Raw genomic sequence first — 18,116 nt, 5'->3', positions numbered from 1 at the left:
CGACTCGCTTCGGTCACGACCGTTCGCCGTGGACGTGCCACAGGCGGTGAAGGGGCGTGGGCGCGTCATTCTGTTCGCGAACAACCCGATCTATCGCTGGCAGAACCATGGCGAGTTCAACATGGTCTTCAACAGCCTGATCAACTGGAACGACGTGGTGGAGCCGAAAAAGCCGTAAACGGTCCGCGCATCGGGCACGGGTCGCCGCGATTCTTCCTGGCGGTGGGTTCCCGAGGGCAATGTCACGCCCGTGCGGAACCCACACGGCGGAAAGCCGGCGCCATATCACGAACGGTGCGCCGGGTCGCAATTGTGGATAAAAATCGGTGCGATTTGTGACAGTCGGGGCCTCGCCGAGTAAGTCCCAACTTCAACAAAATCCACTGCTTGCGCGGCGCGATCGAACGTGTATTCTAGGGGAGCTACTGTAACACCGACTTGCTCCGTCCACATTTGCACACGGGCCGGGAGCGCGGTCCGCCGACGCCGGCGGAGCTCGCCGCACTCGGCCCGCCAGGCGTCAGGTCCTCCTGGCCTCTGCGACCTCCACCCCGTGCCCGCCCAGCCCGTATGGAGCTCCCCCGCATGACCTTCGAGTTCGAAGAGAACGCTTCCCAGAACGCCCGCATGAAGGTTGTGGGCGTCGGAGGCGGCGGCGGCAACGCCGTGAACCGCATGATCGAGGAACACCTCGAGGGTGTGGAGTTCATCTCGGTGAACACCGACGCGCAGGCCCTCATGAACTCGAAGGCCGACGTCAAGATTCAGATCGGCAAGAAGCTGACCCGCGGTCTTGGGGCAGGCGCCCGCCCCGAAATCGGCCGTCAGGCCATCGAGGAGAACCGCGAAGACTGTAAGCGGGTCCTCGGCAACGCCGACCTCGTCTTCATCACGTGTGGTATGGGTGGCGGCACCGGAACCGGCGCAGCGCCGGTGGTCTGTCAGCTCGCGCGTGAAGCGGGTGCGCTCACGGTGGGCATCGTGACGCGCCCCTTCCTCTTCGAAGGCCGCAAGCGTATGCGGCAGGCCGAAGAGGGCATCGCCGAAATGCGCAAGCACGTGGACACGATGATCATCGTGCCCAACGAGCGGCTGCTCGCGGTGGTGGGGAAGGGCATTCCGTTCCATGAGGCGCTCAAGAAGGCCGACGAAGTGCTGCTGCATGCCACGCAGGGCATCTCGGTGCTCATCAGCGAGACCGGCATGGTGAACGTCGACTTCGCCGACGTACGGACCGTCATGCAGAATGGCGGCTCCGCCCTCATGGGCACCGGTATCGGCCGAGGAGAGAACCGCGCCAGCGAGGCCGCGCAGCAGGCCATCGCGTCGCCGCTCCTCGACAACGTGTCCATCTCCGGCGCCACCGGCGTGCTGGTCAACATCACCGGCGGGGAAGACCTCACGCTCGGCGAAGTGCATCAGATCAACGATATCGTGCATGACGCGGTGGGCGACGATGCCGAAATCATCTTCGGTGCCGTGCACGAGCCGGCCATGATGGGCGAGATCCGCGTGACCGTCATTGCCACAGGCTTTGACCGCTACATGCAGAATCAGATGGCTACCCCCCAGCAGGCCGCCGTCCCGATGGTCGGCAATGGGGGTTCCGTTCGGCCCTATGGCGCTGCACATTCCGAAGCTCAGCAGCCGGCGGCCGCCAAGGCCCCATCGGTCCTGCCGTTCCCCAGCGGAACGCGCCCGCCGGTGAGGCCCACGGTCCCCACCGGTCGTCCCACCTTCGAAGGGGCTCCGCCGCGTCCGCCGCGGGTGCCGCCTTCCTCCACGTCGTCCGCTGAGCTCGACGACATGGAGATCCCGACGTTCATACGGAGACAGATGGATTGAACGCCACGCGAAAGCTGCTCGTCGCCGCCGGTTGCCTGGGCATCGGAGCGGCTGCCATCGCGCTGGGACGTCCAGTTCAAGAGCGCCCCGCGGCCAGTGTTCTGGCGGCGGGGCCTCGTGTTTCCATTGCTGCCCGCTGGCGCACCAAGGTCGATACCATCCGCCGCGGTGAACCGCTCTCGGTAGCCCTCGAGCGTGCCGGCCTCGACCCGCAGGAGGCCGCCGAGGCCCTCAGCGTGGCGTCGGCGCTCGACCCCCGGAAGGTGCGCGCCGGCACGACCATTACCACCAAGGTCGACCCGGATTCCGGGGCCTCCGAAGTGGTGCTGCAACTGGCCATCGACCGCGTCGTGCGCTTCACCCGCGTCTTCGGCAAGCCCTGGGTCGAGCAGGAACAGACGCTCGCGTGGCGCACGGATACCGTGGTGGTGGGCGGCGTTGTCACGTCCACCCTCACCGCGGCCCTCGCCGATGGCGCCGAGGCCTTTCCGGCGCGCCAGCGCACCGAGTTGGCGTATGCCCTCGCCGACATTCTCGAGTATCGCGTCGATCTGAGCCGAGACCTGCAGAGGAACGACTCGGTGCGTGTCATGGTCGAGCGACAGACCGCCGAGAACGGACTCGTGCGCCCCGGCAACATCATCGCGGCGCGGGTCACCGTCGATGGCAAGCCGATGGAGACGATGCGCTTCACGCAGAGTGGCCGCGTGGCCTACTTCGACGGGGAGGGCAAGTCGATGCGCGCCGCGTTCCTCCGCGCGCCGCTCGCGTTCCGCCGCATCTCCAGCGTGTTCGGCATGCGCCGCCACCCCATTCTCGGTACCGTGCGTCGCCACGCCGGTACCGATTATGCCGCCGCGTCGGGTACGCCCGTGCGCGCCCTCGGCAACGGTCGGGTCATTTTCGCCGGCTGGCGCGGTGGATACGGCAAGACCGTCGAAATCCGGCACACCAACGGCTTCGTCACCCGCTATGGTCACCTCCGGGCGTACAATGTGCGTTCGGGGCAATCGGTGAGCATCGCACAGACCATCGGTCAGGTTGGCTCCACAGGACTGTCCACGGCACCGCACCTGCACTTCGAGGTGCTCGTGAACGGCGTGCACCGGGATCCGCGCGTGGCGCTCAAGAATCAGAGTGGCGAACCACTGGCTGCTTCGCAGCGTCGCGCCTTCCAGCAGCTCAAGACCCAGCTGTTCGCCCTGCTCGAGCAGTCGTCCCCCAAGCTTGAAGGGCGCACGGCGGCGGCCCGGCCCAGCGGCGACTGAATACGCCGCGCTCCCGCCCGAGCGCGCGCCCAGCGCCTGAGCAGAACGCCTCGGCACTGCGTAACCCCACTGTGCCGATCTCCGCTCCCTGCGCCGTCGCTGAGCGACCTCTCCTGAGCCACTTCACGTGATCCGCTGGTTCATCGCCATCGCCATTGGCCTCGTGGCCGCGTGGCTGGCTTACGGTCGACGGGGACGGGGGGGCGTCAACTCGCCCTCGCGCATGACGTGGCTACTGGCGGCGCTCCGCGCCGCCGCCGTCGCCGTCGTCGCCGCCCTGCTGCTGGGGGCCCCGCGCGGGCAGGAAACACCGCGAGCACCTCTCGTCGCCGTCGATGTCTCCGCCTCCTGGCGACGTGCCGTGGGCGACGAAAGCACGTTCGTGCAGGGATGGCGGCGTCTCGTGAATGACAGTGCGTTACGCACCGTCGCGGGCGACGCCGACCTCGTGCTGGTAGGCGATTCCCTTCGTGAATCCACAGTGGACGAAGCGCGGCGCGTGCTGCCCGCTGATCGCGCCTCGCGGGTGCGCCCGGCCGTTGACCGCGCCGCGTCGCTCGGACGTAGTCTCATGCTGGTCACCGACGGTGAGATCGACGATGTCGATGCCCTGGCCGAAGCGCCGCCCGGGTCGCGGGTCGTGCGTCTACCCGGGGCAACGCGACGCGATGTGGCGGTCGCCGACCTGCAGGTGCCGCTCTCGGTCACCGGAGGCGACACCGTAACGGCCTCGGTGACCCTGACCGCCGGGGCCATCGCGGCTGACAACGGTACGCTGCACCTCAGGGTCGACGGCGTCGAGGCCGCGACGGCCACCATCCCGCCACTCGCGCCGTTCGCGAGCACGCGCCTGACTGTCCCGTTCGCGGTAACGCGAGGGGACCGCGTCGCGCTCGTGCAGGCCGTCGTCGAGACGGCCAGCGATGCCGAAGGGCGCAACGACACGCTCACCGTCGCGATGGACGTGGGCGACCGTCCGGCGGCGGTATTCGTCTCTACCTCCCCCGACATCGACGTGCGTGAGGTGCTCACCGTGTTGCGCGGGGCCCTCGATGTACCGACCCGTGCGTATCTCCGGGTCGCGCCTGGGGTCTGGCGCGTGGAGGGATCGCTCGCAAGCGTGAGCGAAGCCGAGGTGAAGGCCCGCGCCGCGACGGCCGGTATGCTCATCGTGCACGGTGATACCGCGTGGCGGGCGCAGTCGGGTAACCGGACCGCGGCCGCGCGTGCACTGTGGGTACCGGCCCCCCCCACGCAGATCGCCCGGGCTGGCGAACTCACGCGAACCCCTGAGTGGTACGCGACCGCTGCACCGCCTTCGCCGCTGATGGGGGCGCTTGCGTCGCTCCCGTACGACTCACTGCCGCCCGTGACATTGGCCGGTGCCGCGACCGGTGGCGAGCCGGTGCTCACCGTGCGCCTCGGCAAGCAGGGCACGGCCCAAACGGCGATCGCGGCTCGCGAGGCGAACGGGACGCGTACCGTGGTCATTTCGGGCTCCGGGTACGCGGGGTGGGCTCTGCGTGGGGGCCGGAGTCGCGAGGCCTTCACGGCCCTCTGGGGCGCTATATTCGACTGGGTGTCGGCGGGGCGTGGCGATCTGCGGGCGGCACGGCCCGTAACTGGCGTACTGCGGGCCGGCGATCCGGTGACGTGGCGACGCGGCGGGGCCGATTCAGTGGTGCCCGTGCGTCTCTCCGCGCGCGGCGCAGTCCCGACGCGTGTCCCCGGGGATTCGCTGCTGCTCCGGTTTGGCGCGCGCTACGAGACCCTCTCGGCCCCTCTGGCGGCCGGGGTGTATGATGCGCAAACCGCTGGTGGAGTGAGTGTGCTGGTGGTGAACGCGTCGCGGGAGTGGGTGCCTCGGGCGCCTGCCGTGGTGGCCGGGCCGCTGGCGCGTGGTTCGGCCGGTTCCGACGCCCCCCGACTGGCGGATGCCGGGTGGCCCTTCGCGCTCGCGTTGCTGCTGCTGTGCGCCGAGTGGATTGCCCGGCGGTCCAGCGGGCAGCGCTAAGGCGAGCCGTGGTGCATCGTCGGCAGCCCGGCATCTCGCCGTTTCGACTTTCTCAGGTGCAGGTATAGAGGCTCATGGCTCGATTGTTCCGCCGCAAGGACGATGTCCCGAAGCGCTCGCTCTGGCAGCGTATCAAGGATGTCGTGTCCACCGATGTGTCCGTGCTCTTCAAGGGCGTGGACGAAGGCTCGCTCGAAGCACTCGAAACGCTGCTCATCGAAAGCGATTTCGGCGTGCCGACGTCACTGGCCCTCGTGGCGGACGTGGAGCGGCGACACAAGCGCGGCGAGGTGAAGAGCGAGGCGGAGTTCCGGAAAGCGCTCGCCGACGGCGTGGAGGCGGCGCTCCGCAAGGGGAACAGTGATCCGGCGCTGCGCCTGAACCGGAGCGGCCCGACCGTGCTGCTGGTGATCGGCGTGAACGGAGCGGGGAAGACCACGTTCATCGGCAAGCTGTCGGCCGCGTTCCGCAAGGAAGGCAAGAAGGTTCTGCTGGGCGCGGCAGATACGTTCCGCGCCGGCGCGATCGATCAGCTGCGCGTGTGGGCGGAGCGTGCAGGCGTCGACTTCGTGGGCGGCGCGCCGGGCAGTGATCCGGCGAGTGTGGCGTTTGATGCGGTGGACGCGGGGATCACCCGGGGCGCCGACATCATCATCGTGGACACGGCGGGACGCTTGCACACGAGTGACGACCTGATGACGGAGCTGCGCAAGATTCATCGGGTGATCGGTAAACGCCTCCCGGACGCCCCGCACGAAATTCTGCTCGTGCTCGACGGTACCATCGGACAGAACGCGCTCTCGCAGGCGCGCACCTTCTCGTCCGCGGTGCCGGTCACCGGCATCGTGGTCACCAAGCTCGATGGGACCGCCAAGGGCGGTATCGTCGTCGCGGTACACGAGACGCTCGACGTGCCTATCAAGTTCGTCGGGCTCGGCGAACAGATTGGTGATCTCGAGCCGTTCGACGCCGGCGAGTACGCGCGGGAGCTCGTGGAGGCGTGATGTTTCGCGGCGACTCGGATGCGGAGGCGCGTCGGCGACGCCCGCCCGCGCGTCCGGCGCCGCGGCTCACGCTCGACACGCCCGTCACCTATCTCAAGGGCGTCGGGCCGGCGCGGGCCACGTCGCTCGCCAAGCTTGGCATCACGCTGGCAGGTGACCTGCTGCGGCACGTGCCGCACCGCTACGAGGACGCCACCACCGTCACGCCCATCGCGCAGGCTGCGGTCGGTACCGATGTGACCGTGCTGGGGCGCGTGATCGCCAAGGGCGTGCTCCCCACCCGTAAGGGGCTGCGCGTGTTTCAGGCGGTCATTCAGGACGCCAGCGGCATGCTGGAAATCGCGTGGCCCGGCCAACCGTTTCTCGATCGTACCATCAACAAGGACGACTGGCTGCTGTGCACCGGTCCCGTGCGGTTCTTCCACGGGCGACGGCTGCAGCCACGTGAGTTCGTCAACCTCGGCCCCGAGGAAGAGGGGACCGGCGAGGGGCGGGTGCTGGCGGTGTATCCCAGCACCGAGGGGCTGTCCGTGCGCCTGCTGCGCGCCATGGTGCAGCAGCACCTCGATGCGCTGCTGCCATTGGTGCAGGAGCCGCTCCCAGCGTGGTTGCTCGAGGCGGCCGACGTCCCGCCGCTCCCGCAGGCGTTGCGCATGGTGCATCGCCCCACGAGCGTCGCGGACGCAGTGCGCGGGCGCTCGCGGCTCGCGTTCGAGGAGCTGCTGTGTGTGCAGTTGCTGCATCGCAAGGCCAATCAGGTCGCGCGTGAAGATCGCGGCGGGCGGGCCTTCGAAAACAAGCGCGACCTTACCAGCAAGCTGCGCGCGGCGCTCCCGTACACCCTCACGCACGCGCAGGTGCGCGCCATTCGCGAGATCGTGCACGACATGGAGAGTCCGCGTCGCATGCATCGCCTGCTGCAGGGCGACGTGGGCGCCGGCAAGACCGTCGTGGCCGTCTTCAGCGCCCTACTCGCCATGGAGAACGGTGCCCAGGTCGCGCTCATGGCCCCCACCGAACTGCTGGCCGAACAGCACGCGCGCAGCGTAGCCACCCTGCTTGCGCCGCTGGGCATTACCCCGGTGCTGCTCACCGGGCGGCTCGGCGCCAAGGAGAAGCGCGCCGCGCTCACCCGGTTGGCCAGTCACGAGCCGGTGCTCGCCATTGGGACGCACGCGCTGCTGCAGACCGACGTCGCATTTGCCAACCTGGGGCTGGTCATCATCGACGAACAGCATCGCTTCGGCGTGGAGCAGCGGGCCACGCTTGGCAGCAAGGGCGAAGCCCCTGATGTTCTCCTCATGAGCGCCACCCCCATTCCGCGCTCCCTCGCGCTCACCATGTACGGGGATCTCGACGTGAGCGTGCTCGACGAACGGCCCCCCGGCCGGCATCCGGTCACCACCGTGGTGCGTCCGGAAGCGGCGCGGGCCAAGGTGTTCGAGTTCGCCAACGCGCAACTCGACGCGGGCCGTCAGGTGTACGTGGTCTATCCGCTCATCGAAACAAGTGAGAAGATCGACCTGAAGGCCGCCACCGTGATGTACGAAGCGCTGCTGGCGGGCCCATTGGCCGGCCGTCGTGTGGCGCTGTTGCACGGCCGGCTGCCGTCCGACGAACGCGACGTGATCATGCGGACCTTCCGTGATGGCGCACTCGACGTACTCGTGGCCACCACGGTCATCGAGGTGGGTATCGACGTGGGGAATGCCACGGTCATGATCATCGAACACCCGGAGCGCTTCGGACTGTCGCAGTTGCATCAGCTGCGGGGGCGCGTGGGGCGCGGTGCGGAGCAGTCGTACTGCATTCTGCTCGGCGACGTGGGCACCGAGGCCGCTGAACGGCTGGGGATGTTCGCCGCTACCGAAGACGGATTCGAAATTGCCCGCGCCGATCTGCAACTGCGTGGCATGGGCGATCTCTTCGGCGCGAAGCAGCATGGCCTGCCGGCGTTTCGTATTGCCGATCCGCTGCGCGACGAGGCGCTCAATGAAACCGCACGCGCGCTGGCCGACCGGATTCTGCGTGACGACCCCGATCTCGAGAAGCCCGTGCACACCGGCCTCCGCCACACGCTCACCGTCGGGTACGCCAAGGCGCTCGAGTACTTCCGGGTGGGCTGACCGGACGGAAATGGCGGTGGGCCCAGTCCCACCGGTTCCCCGGGCGGTGCATTATTCAGCCGGCCTTATGGGCCTGCTCCTGCGGCGACGTCTGCCGCCCGTCCAACCGCTTCCCGCCGTTCTGTGAACAAGTCCACCACCCGCATCGCCGATCTCAAGCACCACGTGGGCAGCACGGTCACCGTGCGCGCCTGGATCACCCATCTCCGCTCGAAGGGCAAGCTCGGCTTCGCGGTGGTCCGGGATGGCACGGGGATCATGCAGGCCGTGGTGGTGAAGGCCGAAGTCAGTGAGCAGGTCTGGGAAGCCTTCGGGCAGCTCACGCAGGAGAGCAGCGTGGCGCTCGTGGGTGAGGTCCGTGCCGACGCGCGCGCGCCGGGCGGCTTCGAAATGGGTGTGAAGGAGCTCACGATCATTGGGGCCAGCCCGCTGGATTATCCCATCCAGCCCAAGGAGCACGGGATCGACTTCCTGCTCGACAACCGCACCTTCTGGCTGCGCAGCCAGCGCCAGGTGGCGATCATGCGGGTACGCCATGAGCTCGAACAGGCGGTGCACGACTTCTTCTACGCCCGTGACTTCGTGCGCTGCGACACGCCCATTCTCACGGCGGCCATCGGCGAGCGGGCGGGACTCTTCAGCACCGAGTATTTCGACGAGGGGACCGCGTACCTCGCGCAAACCGGGCAGCTGTACGGTGAGGCGCTCGCCGCCGCGATGGGGCGCATCTACACCTTTGGCCCCACGTTCCGCGCCGAGAAGAGCAAGACGCGCCGCCATCTCACCGAGTTCTGGATGATCGAACCGGAAATGGCGTGGTACGATCAGGACGACAACATGGACCTGCAGGAAGACTTCGTGCGCTACCTCGTGGAGCGGGTGCTCGAGCGGCGGCAGGAGGAGCTCAAGGTCCTCGAGCGCGACACGAGCAAGCTCGATTGCGTGTCGCAGCCGTTCGTCCGTCTCGACTATGGCGACGCCGTGAAGCTGGCCCAGAGCAAGGGGAGCGAGATCACGTGGGGCGATGACCTCGGCGCGCCTGACGAAGCCATGATCGTCGACGAGTACCAGCGCCCGGTGTTCGTGGTGAACTATCCGAAGGAAGCCAAGGCGTTCTACATGAAGGAGAATCCGGCCGACCCGCGCACGGTGCGCTGCGCCGATCTCCTCGCCCCCGAAGGGCGCGGTGAAATCATCGGCGGGTCGCAGCGCGAAGACGACTACGACAAGATCCTCGCGCGCCTCGTGCACGAGGGGCTGCCCATCGAGGCCTACGGCTGGTACCTCGACCTCCGCAAGTACGGCACCTTCACGCACTCCGGCTTCGGCCTCGGCCTCGAGCGAACGATCGCCTGGATCTGCGGCATCGAGCATATCCGCGAGGTCATCCCGTTCCCGCGCCTGATGGGTCGGATCAAGCCGTAAGGCGAGAGTTGAGGCGGAAGACGTCAGCAATAGAACAGAGAGCTGAAGGCTGAGAGCTGAAAACTCCCCCGGAGATCGCGTGATCTTCGGGGGAGTTTTCAGTCGTCGGCTTTCAGCTTTCAGCTCTCAGCTTTCGGTGGCCCCCCGCTCCTCCGCCTTCACCGCATCCCAGTACGTATCCTGCTCCTCGAGCGACAGCTCGGTCAGCACACGCCCGTCGGCGGCCGCCAATCGCTCCATCGTCGCGTAACGTCGCACGAATTTCGCATTGGTGCGATCGAGCGCGAGCGCCCCGTGCACGCTGGTCTTCCGGCACAGGTTCACGACGGCGAAGAGCAGATCACCGAGTTCGGCCTCGAGCGCGTCCTGGTCGCGCACGGCGCCGGTTTCGGGATCGATAAGCGCCGCTACCTCTTCTACCTCCTCTCGCACCTTGGCCAGCGGGCCGAGGGCGTTGTCCCAATCGAAGCCCACGCCGGCCGCCCGGTCCTGCAGCCGATGGGCACGGTGCAGGGAAGGCAACCCCGCGGGTAGCCCGTCTTCGAGCGTCGAGCGCTTGGTCTTCGCCGCCTTCATGCTTTCCCATGAGCGCTTGATACCGTCGCCATACAGGTGCGGATGGCGAGCATGCATCTTCGCGATCAGCGCGCCGGCCACATCCTGCATGCCGAAGGCGCCACGCTCCTCGGCTACCACCGAGTGGAAGAGCACCTGCAAGAGCAGGTCGCCCAATTCATCGCGCAACGTGGCGTCGTCGCCGCCGGCGATCGCGTCGTCCACCTCGTGCGCTTCCTCAATGAGATACGGCCGCAATGAACTGTGGGTCTGTGCCGCGTCCCACTCGCAACGGGCCCGCAGGTCCTTCATCAGCGCCAGGGCGTCGTCGAGGGAGCGAGGGGCAGGGGCGGCCGGCGAGGGCGAGGACGTATCCATCGTTGTTGGGCTGCGTGGGGACGCTTAGGATTGCCGGTATGGCTCTCTCGCCAATATACCCGACGCGGCAATCGGACTTTTCGCGCGCATGGCTCGACGTAGATCTCGGCGCGGTGCGACACAACGCGGCCGTGCTCCGCGCGCGCGCCGGCGTCCCGCTGCTCGCCATGGTGAAGGCGAACAGCTACGGCGTCGGCGCCGTGGCGGTGACCAGGGCGCTCGGGCTTCCGTTCGACGACGAGCCTGAGACGCCCGATGCGCCATGGGCGGTGGGTATCGCCACCCTCGACGAAGCCGAACAGCTGCGGGAGTCCGGGTGTCGCGGGCGCATCGTCTGTCTCCAGCCGCTGCTCGCACACGAGCTGCCGCGGGCCCACGCGCTCGCGGTGCGTCCGTCGCTGCACCGTGCGGACGATATCGCTCTATGGGCGAGCCTCGGCACCACGGCGTCGGCGGGGCAGGGAGGCACGCCCTGGCATCTCTCCATCGATACGGGGATGGCGCGCGCCGGCATCCGCTGGGATCGCGTCGCCACGCTCTCCGACTCGCTGCGCATGGCACCGCCGGAGGGGGTATTCACGCATTTCCACTCGGCCGATGAGTCGGTGGCCTCGCGCGACGAACAGGACGCCCGGTTTGCGGACGCGCTGGCTATACTGGCGCCGGTCCTGCCGGTGGGCACGATGCTCCACAGCGACAACAGCGGCGGGATCGTTTCACGAGCCGATGGCTCCCCGGGCGATCTCGCGCGACCGGGCATCGCCCTCTACGCGGGGCTGTTCGCCGCCGAGCTCGGTCTGCGGCAGGTCGCGCACTTCCGGGCGCGGGTGATCGATCTGCGGGACGTCCTGCCGGGTGAGACGGTGTCGTACGGGGCCACCTGGACGGCGCCGGGGCCTCGCCGGGTCGCCACGCTCGCCAGCGGTTACGCCGACGGCTATCGGAGGCATCTTTCCAACGCCGGCGTGGTACTCATCAACGGGACCCGCTGCCCGGTGCTGGGGCGCGTCACCATGGACATGACCATGGTCGACGTATCCGCCGTCTCGTGCGAGGTGGGTGACGTGGCCACGTTGCTCGGTACCGACGGCCAGGATGCGCTCACGGTGGAGATGGTGGCGGGGCTGGCCGGCGTGTCGCCGTACGAGCTCCTGACCGGTCTCGCCCAGCGGGTCCCGGCGGTCTACCACGACGTCTTGCCGTCGCAGTCCCCATCCATCCGCTGAACGCCAAGCGTTCCTCGATTCTCCGCATGTCCGACACGCCCCCCACTGCTCCTGTCCACGCCGACTCGGCTTCCCGTCGGGCCCTCATCGTCGTGCTCGATGGGGTCGGGTGCGGCGCGGCGCCGGACACCGAGGCGTATGGGGACACTGGGAGCGATACGCTCGGCAACATCGCCCGCCAGGTCGGGGGGCTCGCCTTGCCCAATCTGCAACGGCTGGGCCTGGGCAATGCCACGGAGGTGGAGGGGGTCCCGCCGGTGGTGCATCCGGTGGGAGCGTACGGCGTGATGCTTCCTCGCTCCGCCGGCAAGGACTCCACCACCGGGCACTGGGAGATCGCCGGTCTCCATCTCGAGGCGCCGTTCCCCACCTACCCGCAGGGCTTCCCACCGGCCGTCATCGACGCCTTCGCGCAGGCCACCGGGCGCCCGGTCATCGCCAACCGTGTGGCCAGCGGCACCGCGGTCATTGCGGAATACGCCGAGGAGCAGCAGCGGACCGGGGCGTGGATCGTGTACACCAGCGCCGACTCCGTCTTCCAGATTGCGGCGCACGAAGAGTGGATTCCGCTGGACGAGCTCTATCGTGCCTGCGAGGTGGCGCGCCGCCAGCTGGTCGCCCCGCACGATGTGTCACGGGTCATCGCCAGGCCCTTCGTGGGGGCGCCCGGCGCCTGGAGGCGCACCGCTAACCGGCGCGATTACTCCATTCAGCCCCCCGGCATCACCCTCCTCGACGTGCTCGAGGCGGCCGGGGTACCCCGGGCTGGGGTGGGGAAGGTGGATGATCTGTTCGCCGGCCGTGGCATCCGGTCGACCCACACAACCGACAACGTCGAGGGGCTGGAGGCGATCCGGAACTGGCTCGAGACCGCCCCGCGTGGGTTCTGCTTCGCGAACTTGGTAGATTTCGACCAGCAATTCGGGCATCGCAACGATGTCCCGGGTTTCCGTGGGGCGCTCGAGGCATTCGATCAGGCGCTCCCGTCACTGCTTGCGTCCCTCCGGGAGGACGATCTGCTGTTCATCACGGCTGACCACGGCAACGATCCGACCACCGCATCGACGGACCACGCGCGCGAGCGTGTCCCGTTGCTGGTGGCGGGTGCGCGCGTGCGCGGCGGGTCGTTGGGGGGGCGGGATACGTTCTCCGACCTCGGAGCCACGGTGGCCGACTGGTTCGGTGAGGCGTGGCGTGGACGTGGTACCTCGTTTCTCTCCGACTTGCTGCACGCGTGAGCTCTCTGCCTCCCGACGTGGCCGCCCTGCGCGCCGCGGCCGATGCCGCGCGCGCCAACGCGTGGGCGCCGTACTCCAATTTTCCGGTGGGGGCGGCGCTCGAAGCGCAGGACGGCCGCGTGTTCTCCGGATGCAACGTCGAGAACTCGTCGTATCCCGCCGGGACGTGCGCCGAGCGCGTGGCGCTCGGCACGGCGGTTGCGGCCGGGGCTCGGCGTTTCACGCGGGTCGTCATTACCTCAAACCAGCAGGCGCCCACGCCGCCGTGCGGGATCTGTCGTCAGGCGCTGGTGGAATTCGCCCCCACGCTGGAAGTCATAGCCGTGTCTCCCTCGGGGACCATGGCTCGCTGGTCGCTGGCTGAGCTGTTGCCGGCACCGTTCACGCCTGCTTCGCTCGAGAATGTTTGAAGGCGTTCGTTGGTCCTGGTCGCGACTGCGCGGCCCCCTGCTGGCCCTGTCGCTGTTCACGGCGTCGACCGTGGTGGCGGCCTGCACCGAAAACCTCGAAGGCGGCGCCGCGTGTCCGGCACTCTGTCCCGAACAGTCCGAACAGTTCCGGGATACCACCATCGATGCCGTTGCACTCGATTCGTCGGTGGGCGGCTTCCCGGCGCTGGGGATCGGCTCCGCACTGCTGCTGGCCAACCGGCCGGACACGCTGGTGACGCGCACGATCATGCGCTTCGATGTGCTCAACACGGCGTTTGCCCCCAATCGCACCGGGGCGGTCGACTCCATCACGGCGGTCGACTCAGTGTTCCTCAAGATCCCGCTCGATACCACGGCGCGTCGCGGCATCAATCCGGTGACCATCGAGGCCTACGATGTCGACACCACGGCGCGTGACACCGTCCCGGCGGTTCTGCGCGCCCTGTTCCGCCCCGATCGCCTCATCGGCTCATTGACACTGACGCCGTTCACCACCGGCGACACGATTCGCATTCCGATCAACAAAACGGTGATGGCGGCAAAGATCGCGGCCAAGGCCCGTCTGCGCGTCGGTTTGCGCATGGTCGGCAATGCCGGGCAGCTCCGCCTCCGTGCGTTCACGCTCGGCATCAGTGCGACCACGCTGCAGTACGATCCGTCCACCGACACCACATACGCGCCGACGGTGGTTACGGCGCAGACCACGCTGCCCGGTGCGTCGGAAGACGTCAATATCGCGTACAGCACGTACGGGCTGATCGATGTCGGTTCGCCGGCGCCGAGCCCCACGACGCTGGTGGTTGGCGGGATGCCATCGTATCGCACGTACCTGCGATTCAACGTGCCGCTGCGAATCACCGACTCCAGCACCATCGTGCGCGCTGACCTGGTACTCACACAGCAGCGGAGTCGCTACGGGAACGCCAACGATACCGTGGCGATCTATCCGCTCGTGCCGAACGCCACCTCCGATGTGTCGGACTTGCGTCGGGCCATCGATCTCGCGGCGGAGGGGCGGCTGGTTGGCGTCGATACGGCGCTGATGGTGCCGAGCGATAGTGGGCAGAAGGTCGTGAACGTACTCGCGCTGGCCCGGTCGTGGCGCACTTTGACGAAGACGGTGCCCCGGGCGCTCGCGTTGCGCATCGGCTTCGAGGGAGCCCAACCCGCGGAACTGCGGTTCTTCAGTTCGGAAGCGTCGCCGGCACTCCGCCCCAAGCTGCGCATCACCTATTTGCCGAAGTCGGAGTTCGTCCTGCCATGAGTCAGCGCGTCACGTCGACGATTCCGTCACGCTTTACCATGGGCGCGGGCCGCTGGACGGCGGCATTGCTGGCCGTGGCGCTTGTCGCGCCGGCCACGGGGCAGGCCCAGGGAACGCTCGGTGCACTGGGGTTCGGCTATCCCGTCAACGGCATGAGTACGCGCGCGTCGGGGACCGCCGGTGCGTTTGGTGACATCGATCCCTTGTCGCCCATCAATCCGGCATCCATCGGTGGGCTCTCACGCTCGGTCATCAGTGCGCAGGCCGAGCCTGAGTTGCGCACGCTGACGTTCGGGCCCGTTCGCGAGAAGACCGCCTCGCAGCGCATTCCGCTGCTCGCCGTGGTCTTTCCGGCCAGGGGCGGCGTCGCGGTGGGTTTCAGTGCGCGCGGTTTCCTCGACCGCTCCTACACCACCAACACCAGCGGTACCGCACTCATCGACGGGAATACGCTGGCCACGACGGAACAGCTCACCATGCGTGGCGCGATTGGCGACATTCGCGGCGCCGTGGGGTGGCAGATCGGCAACTGGGCGCGTGTCGGTCTTGGCGGGCACATCTTCACCGGCGAGAACACGGCGGTGCGGCAGCGCACCTTCTCGGATACGCTGAAGTTCGGCGGGACGCTCGACTCCTCGAAGGTCACCTATATCGGCACAGCCGTGTCGCTGGGTGGCGAAGTGCGGCTCTTTGCGGGCTTCTCGGCGGCGGCCAGCTATCGCGCCGGTAACAGTTTCGAAGCGCGCATCCGCGACACCACGCGCGCGGCGGGCACCGTACCGGCCCGTTTGGGCGGAACGCTGCGCTACGACGGCATTCCCGGGTCGTCCTTCGCCGTCGGGTTCGAACAGGTGAAGTGGTCGGCCATGCAGTCCATGGCCTCGTCGCGCACCACGGCGACCGATGCCACCAACCTCTACGGGGGCGCCGAAGTGGCGGGGCCGCGGTTTCGCGGCATCCCCATTCTCGTGCGGGCAGGCTACGCGCGCAATCAATTGCCGTTCAGCGCTGGCGTGCAGGTCGTGAAGGAATCGCGCTTCAGCGGGGGGCTTGGCGTTCCGGTGGCCCGCGACAACGCGTCACTGGATTTCTCCATTCAGCGGGCCACTCGCTCGCAGGCGGGATCCACCGCACGCGAAGGCGCGTGGTTGTTCGGCATCGGCATGCAGGTCCGTCCCTGAGATGAGCACGACGATTGAGCCGGGCGTTGGTGCGGAGACCGCGGCGCCCACTGTCGCGAAGCCGACCGTGTATATCGAGACCTACGGCTGCCAGATGAACGTGGCCGATTCGGAACTCATGTACGGCAAGCTGGCCGCGCATGGGTACGAGCCCGTCGACGCGCCCGATGGTGCCGATGTCATTCTGGTCAACACCTGTGCCATCCGGGAAAACGCGGAAACGCGCGTCATCGGGCGGCTTGGTGAACTGCGTCGCTTCATGAAGCCCGACACCATCGTCGGGGTCACCGGGTGTATGGCGCAGCGACTGGGCAGCCGTGTGCTCGATCAGGCCAAGCATGTGTCACTGGTCGTTGGGCCCGACGGCTATCAGGCGTTGCCGTCGCTTCTCGATGGCGCGCGCAAGGGCGAGAAGTTCACCGCCACCGACTTCGACCTCGAGGAGCATTACGAGGACGTGGTGGCGCGCCGCTTCGAGGGGGTCAAGGCGTGGATCCCCGTGCAGCGCGGCTGCGACTATCGCTGCACGTACTGCATCGTGCCGTTTACGCGGGGGCCTGAGCGCAGCCGCAAGTTGGCCGACGTGGTGCGTGAGGTGCAGCAGGTAGTGGAGCAGGGGCTTAGTGAGGTGGTGCTGCTGGGGCAGACGGTGAACTCGTACAACGACGGCACGCATGATTTCGCCGATCTGCTGCGTGCGGTCGGCGCGGTCGATGGCATTCGTCGTGTGCGCTACACCAGCCCGCATCCGAACGACTTCAGTGACCGCGTGATCGAGGCCATGGCCACCACGGCCTCCGTCTGCGAACACATCCATCTGCCCATGCAGAGTGGCAGCACCAGCATGCTCAAGCGCATGCTGCGCCGCTACACGCGTGAGGAGTACCTCGAGTGTGTCGCGCGCATGCGCGCTGCCATCCCGGGGCTCGCCCTTACCACCGACATCATCGTCGGCTTCCCCGGCGAAACCGACGAGGAGTTCGAGGACACGTTGTCGTTGTGCCGTGAAGTGCGCTTCGACGATGCGTTCATGTTCAAGTTCTCGGCGCGCGAGGGAACGCCCGCGACGCGCATGCCCCCTGAGTGGACCATCCCCGACGACGTCGTCGCCCAGCGCTTCGACCGGCTCGTGGCCACGGTGCGCGGGATCTCGCGCGAGAACAACCTCAAGCGGCTCGGGGACACGCTCGAGGTCCTCATCGAGAAGGTCGCGCGTGATGGCCAATTGCTGCAGGCGCGTTCGCGCGACTTCAAGACCGTCATGGTGCCCGCCGATGCCGGGAAGATCGGCGATTATCTCACCGTGACCCTCACCGGCACGACTGGTGCCACCTTCACCGGTACGCCCGTGAGTGAGCGCAAGGAGCGCGCGCCCCTCCCCATGGCCACGCTGTAGCCCGATCAAGGCGATCGAGCGGTCAGCGTCGATCAAGGGGTCAGAGTTGTTGAAAGAATTGGTAGGACGCGCGAGAAAATGATGATGGGCCCGGGGCATGGCGTACGCACTGTACGGCATGCCCCTGCTCATTCATGCCGTCGCGTGGTGGCTCGCCGGATTGCTGGCCGATGCCTGGTGGTCTACCGGATGGCCGTGGTTCGGGTTGGCGCTGGCGGCGGCGGTCATGCTGTTCACGCGACGACTCGAGCCGGTCTTGCTGCCCGTGGCCCTGCTGGTGGCGTGGAGCAGCAGGGCCGAACGTGATCGGTGCGCTCGCGCGCTTCACGAACGCCTGGTTCGAGGCGAGCAGGTGTGGCTGCGCATCCTCGAGGTTGATCCCGGCGCGACACGAAGTTCCACCAAAGCTCGCGGCACGGTGTCGGAGACTCGGGGCCATGCGCGTTGCGCGACGAACGCCTCGGTGCAGTTCGCCATGGGCGACAGCGTATCCGTCCGGGTTGCTGCGGGCACCGGCGTACGCATGTACGCCCGTTCGATCCGCACGTCCGCCGGCCTCCGCCTCACCGACGCGCGGGTGACCGAGCATGCTGCCGCACGCGAGCCGTTCGTGGTCTGGCGGTCACGGCTCGGCCAGCTCATCGATGCACAGTTCCGAAGTCGAGCCCCCCTCGTGCGCGCCCTGCTGATCGCGGACCAGCACGGTATTCCGCCGGAGGTCCGAGAGCGGTACGCCGATGCCGGCCTGATCCACATGCTGTCGGT

General features: G+C 67.8%; 14 protein-coding genes. 13 read left to right on the top strand and 1 reads right to left on the bottom strand.

The window, feature by feature from the left end; translation table 11 throughout:
• The first annotated feature begins 585 nt into the window (after positions 1-585).
• The 6 genes from ftsZ to asnS all read left to right on the top strand — a co-directional run bounded on the left by ftsZ (position 586) and on the right by asnS (position 9,682).
• The gene (gene ftsZ / locus ACIQ6O_RS03915) at positions 586-1,845 is read left to right on the top strand and encodes a cell division protein FtsZ (protein WP_396206475.1); all 1,260 of its coding nucleotides are present in this window, start codon (positions 586-588) and stop codon (positions 1,843-1,845) included.
• A complete protein-coding gene (locus ACIQ6O_RS03910) occupies positions 1,842-3,113 on the top strand; it encodes a M23 family metallopeptidase (RefSeq protein ID WP_396206474.1) in 1,272 nt (423 codons plus the stop codon). Before ftsZ ends, ACIQ6O_RS03910 begins: the two co-directional genes overlap by 4 nt.
• Before the next feature lie 127 nt (positions 3,114-3,240).
• Positions 3,241-5,127, top strand: a complete 1,887-nt coding sequence (locus ACIQ6O_RS03905) for a hypothetical protein (RefSeq protein ID WP_396206473.1) — start codon at positions 3,241-3,243, stop codon at positions 5,125-5,127.
• 74 nt (positions 5,128-5,201) lie between these two features.
• Positions 5,202-6,131: a signal recognition particle-docking protein FtsY gene (gene ftsY, locus ACIQ6O_RS03900; RefSeq protein WP_396206472.1), complete on the top strand. Its 930-nt coding sequence runs from the start codon at positions 5,202-5,204 to the stop codon at positions 6,129-6,131.
• Positions 6,131-8,257, top strand: a complete 2,127-nt coding sequence (recG, locus tag ACIQ6O_RS03895) for an ATP-dependent DNA helicase RecG (RefSeq protein WP_396206471.1) — start codon at positions 6,131-6,133, stop codon at positions 8,255-8,257. Before ftsY ends, recG begins: the two co-directional genes overlap by 1 nt.
• 123 nt (positions 8,258-8,380) lie before the next feature.
• Complete coding sequence (asnS, locus tag ACIQ6O_RS03890) at positions 8,381-9,682, top strand: asparagine--tRNA ligase (protein ID WP_396206470.1); 1,302 nt, start codon at positions 8,381-8,383, stop codon at positions 9,680-9,682.
• Positions 9,683-9,808: 126 nt separating this feature from the next.
• On the opposite strand, the gene mazG is transcribed toward asnS, so the two are convergent.
• Positions 9,809-10,615, bottom strand: coding sequence for a nucleoside triphosphate pyrophosphohydrolase (gene mazG, locus ACIQ6O_RS03885; RefSeq protein ID WP_396206469.1), 807 nt, complete (start codon positions 10,613-10,615; stop codon positions 9,809-9,811).
• 38 nt (positions 10,616-10,653) lie between these two features.
• Between mazG and alr the strand changes: the two genes are divergently transcribed.
• From alr to ACIQ6O_RS03850, 7 genes are all read left to right on the top strand, one after another.
• On the top strand, positions 10,654-11,841 hold the full coding sequence (alr, locus tag ACIQ6O_RS03880; RefSeq protein WP_396206468.1) for an alanine racemase: 1,188 nt from the start codon (positions 10,654-10,656) through the stop codon (positions 11,839-11,841).
• Positions 11,842-11,867: 26 nt separating this feature from the next.
• Entirely contained in the window at positions 11,868-13,079 is a 1,212-nt protein-coding gene (locus tag ACIQ6O_RS03875; protein WP_396206467.1) for a phosphopentomutase, read from the top strand.
• Entirely contained in the window at positions 13,076-13,489 is a 414-nt protein-coding gene (gene cdd / locus ACIQ6O_RS03870) for a cytidine deaminase (protein ID WP_396206466.1), read from the top strand. The genes ACIQ6O_RS03875 and cdd overlap by 4 nt, the downstream gene beginning before the upstream one ends.
• A complete protein-coding gene (locus ACIQ6O_RS03865; RefSeq protein ID WP_396206465.1) occupies positions 13,482-14,774 on the top strand; it encodes a hypothetical protein in 1,293 nt (430 codons plus the stop codon). Before cdd ends, ACIQ6O_RS03865 begins: the two co-directional genes overlap by 8 nt.
• Positions 14,771-15,955 (top strand): hypothetical protein, encoded by a 1,185-nt coding sequence (locus ACIQ6O_RS03860; RefSeq protein WP_396206464.1) that lies wholly within the window; start codon positions 14,771-14,773, stop codon positions 15,953-15,955. The genes ACIQ6O_RS03865 and ACIQ6O_RS03860 overlap by 4 nt, the downstream gene beginning before the upstream one ends.
• Before the next feature lies 1 nt (position 15,956).
• Positions 15,957-17,351, top strand: a complete 1,395-nt coding sequence (gene miaB, locus ACIQ6O_RS03855) for a tRNA (N6-isopentenyl adenosine(37)-C2)-methylthiotransferase MiaB (protein ID WP_396206463.1) — start codon at positions 15,957-15,959, stop codon at positions 17,349-17,351.
• Positions 17,352-17,448: 97 nt separating this feature from the next.
• On the top strand, positions 17,449-18,116 hold a 668-nt coding region (locus ACIQ6O_RS03850; RefSeq protein WP_396206462.1), incomplete at its 3' end, for a hypothetical protein.

The sequence above is a fragment of the Gemmatimonas sp. genome, assembly GCF_044345575.1.
In the GTDB taxonomy this organism is placed as follows: domain Bacteria; phylum Gemmatimonadota; class Gemmatimonadetes; order Gemmatimonadales; family Gemmatimonadaceae; genus Gemmatimonas.
This window is presented reverse-complemented; position numbering and strand designations above follow the sequence as displayed.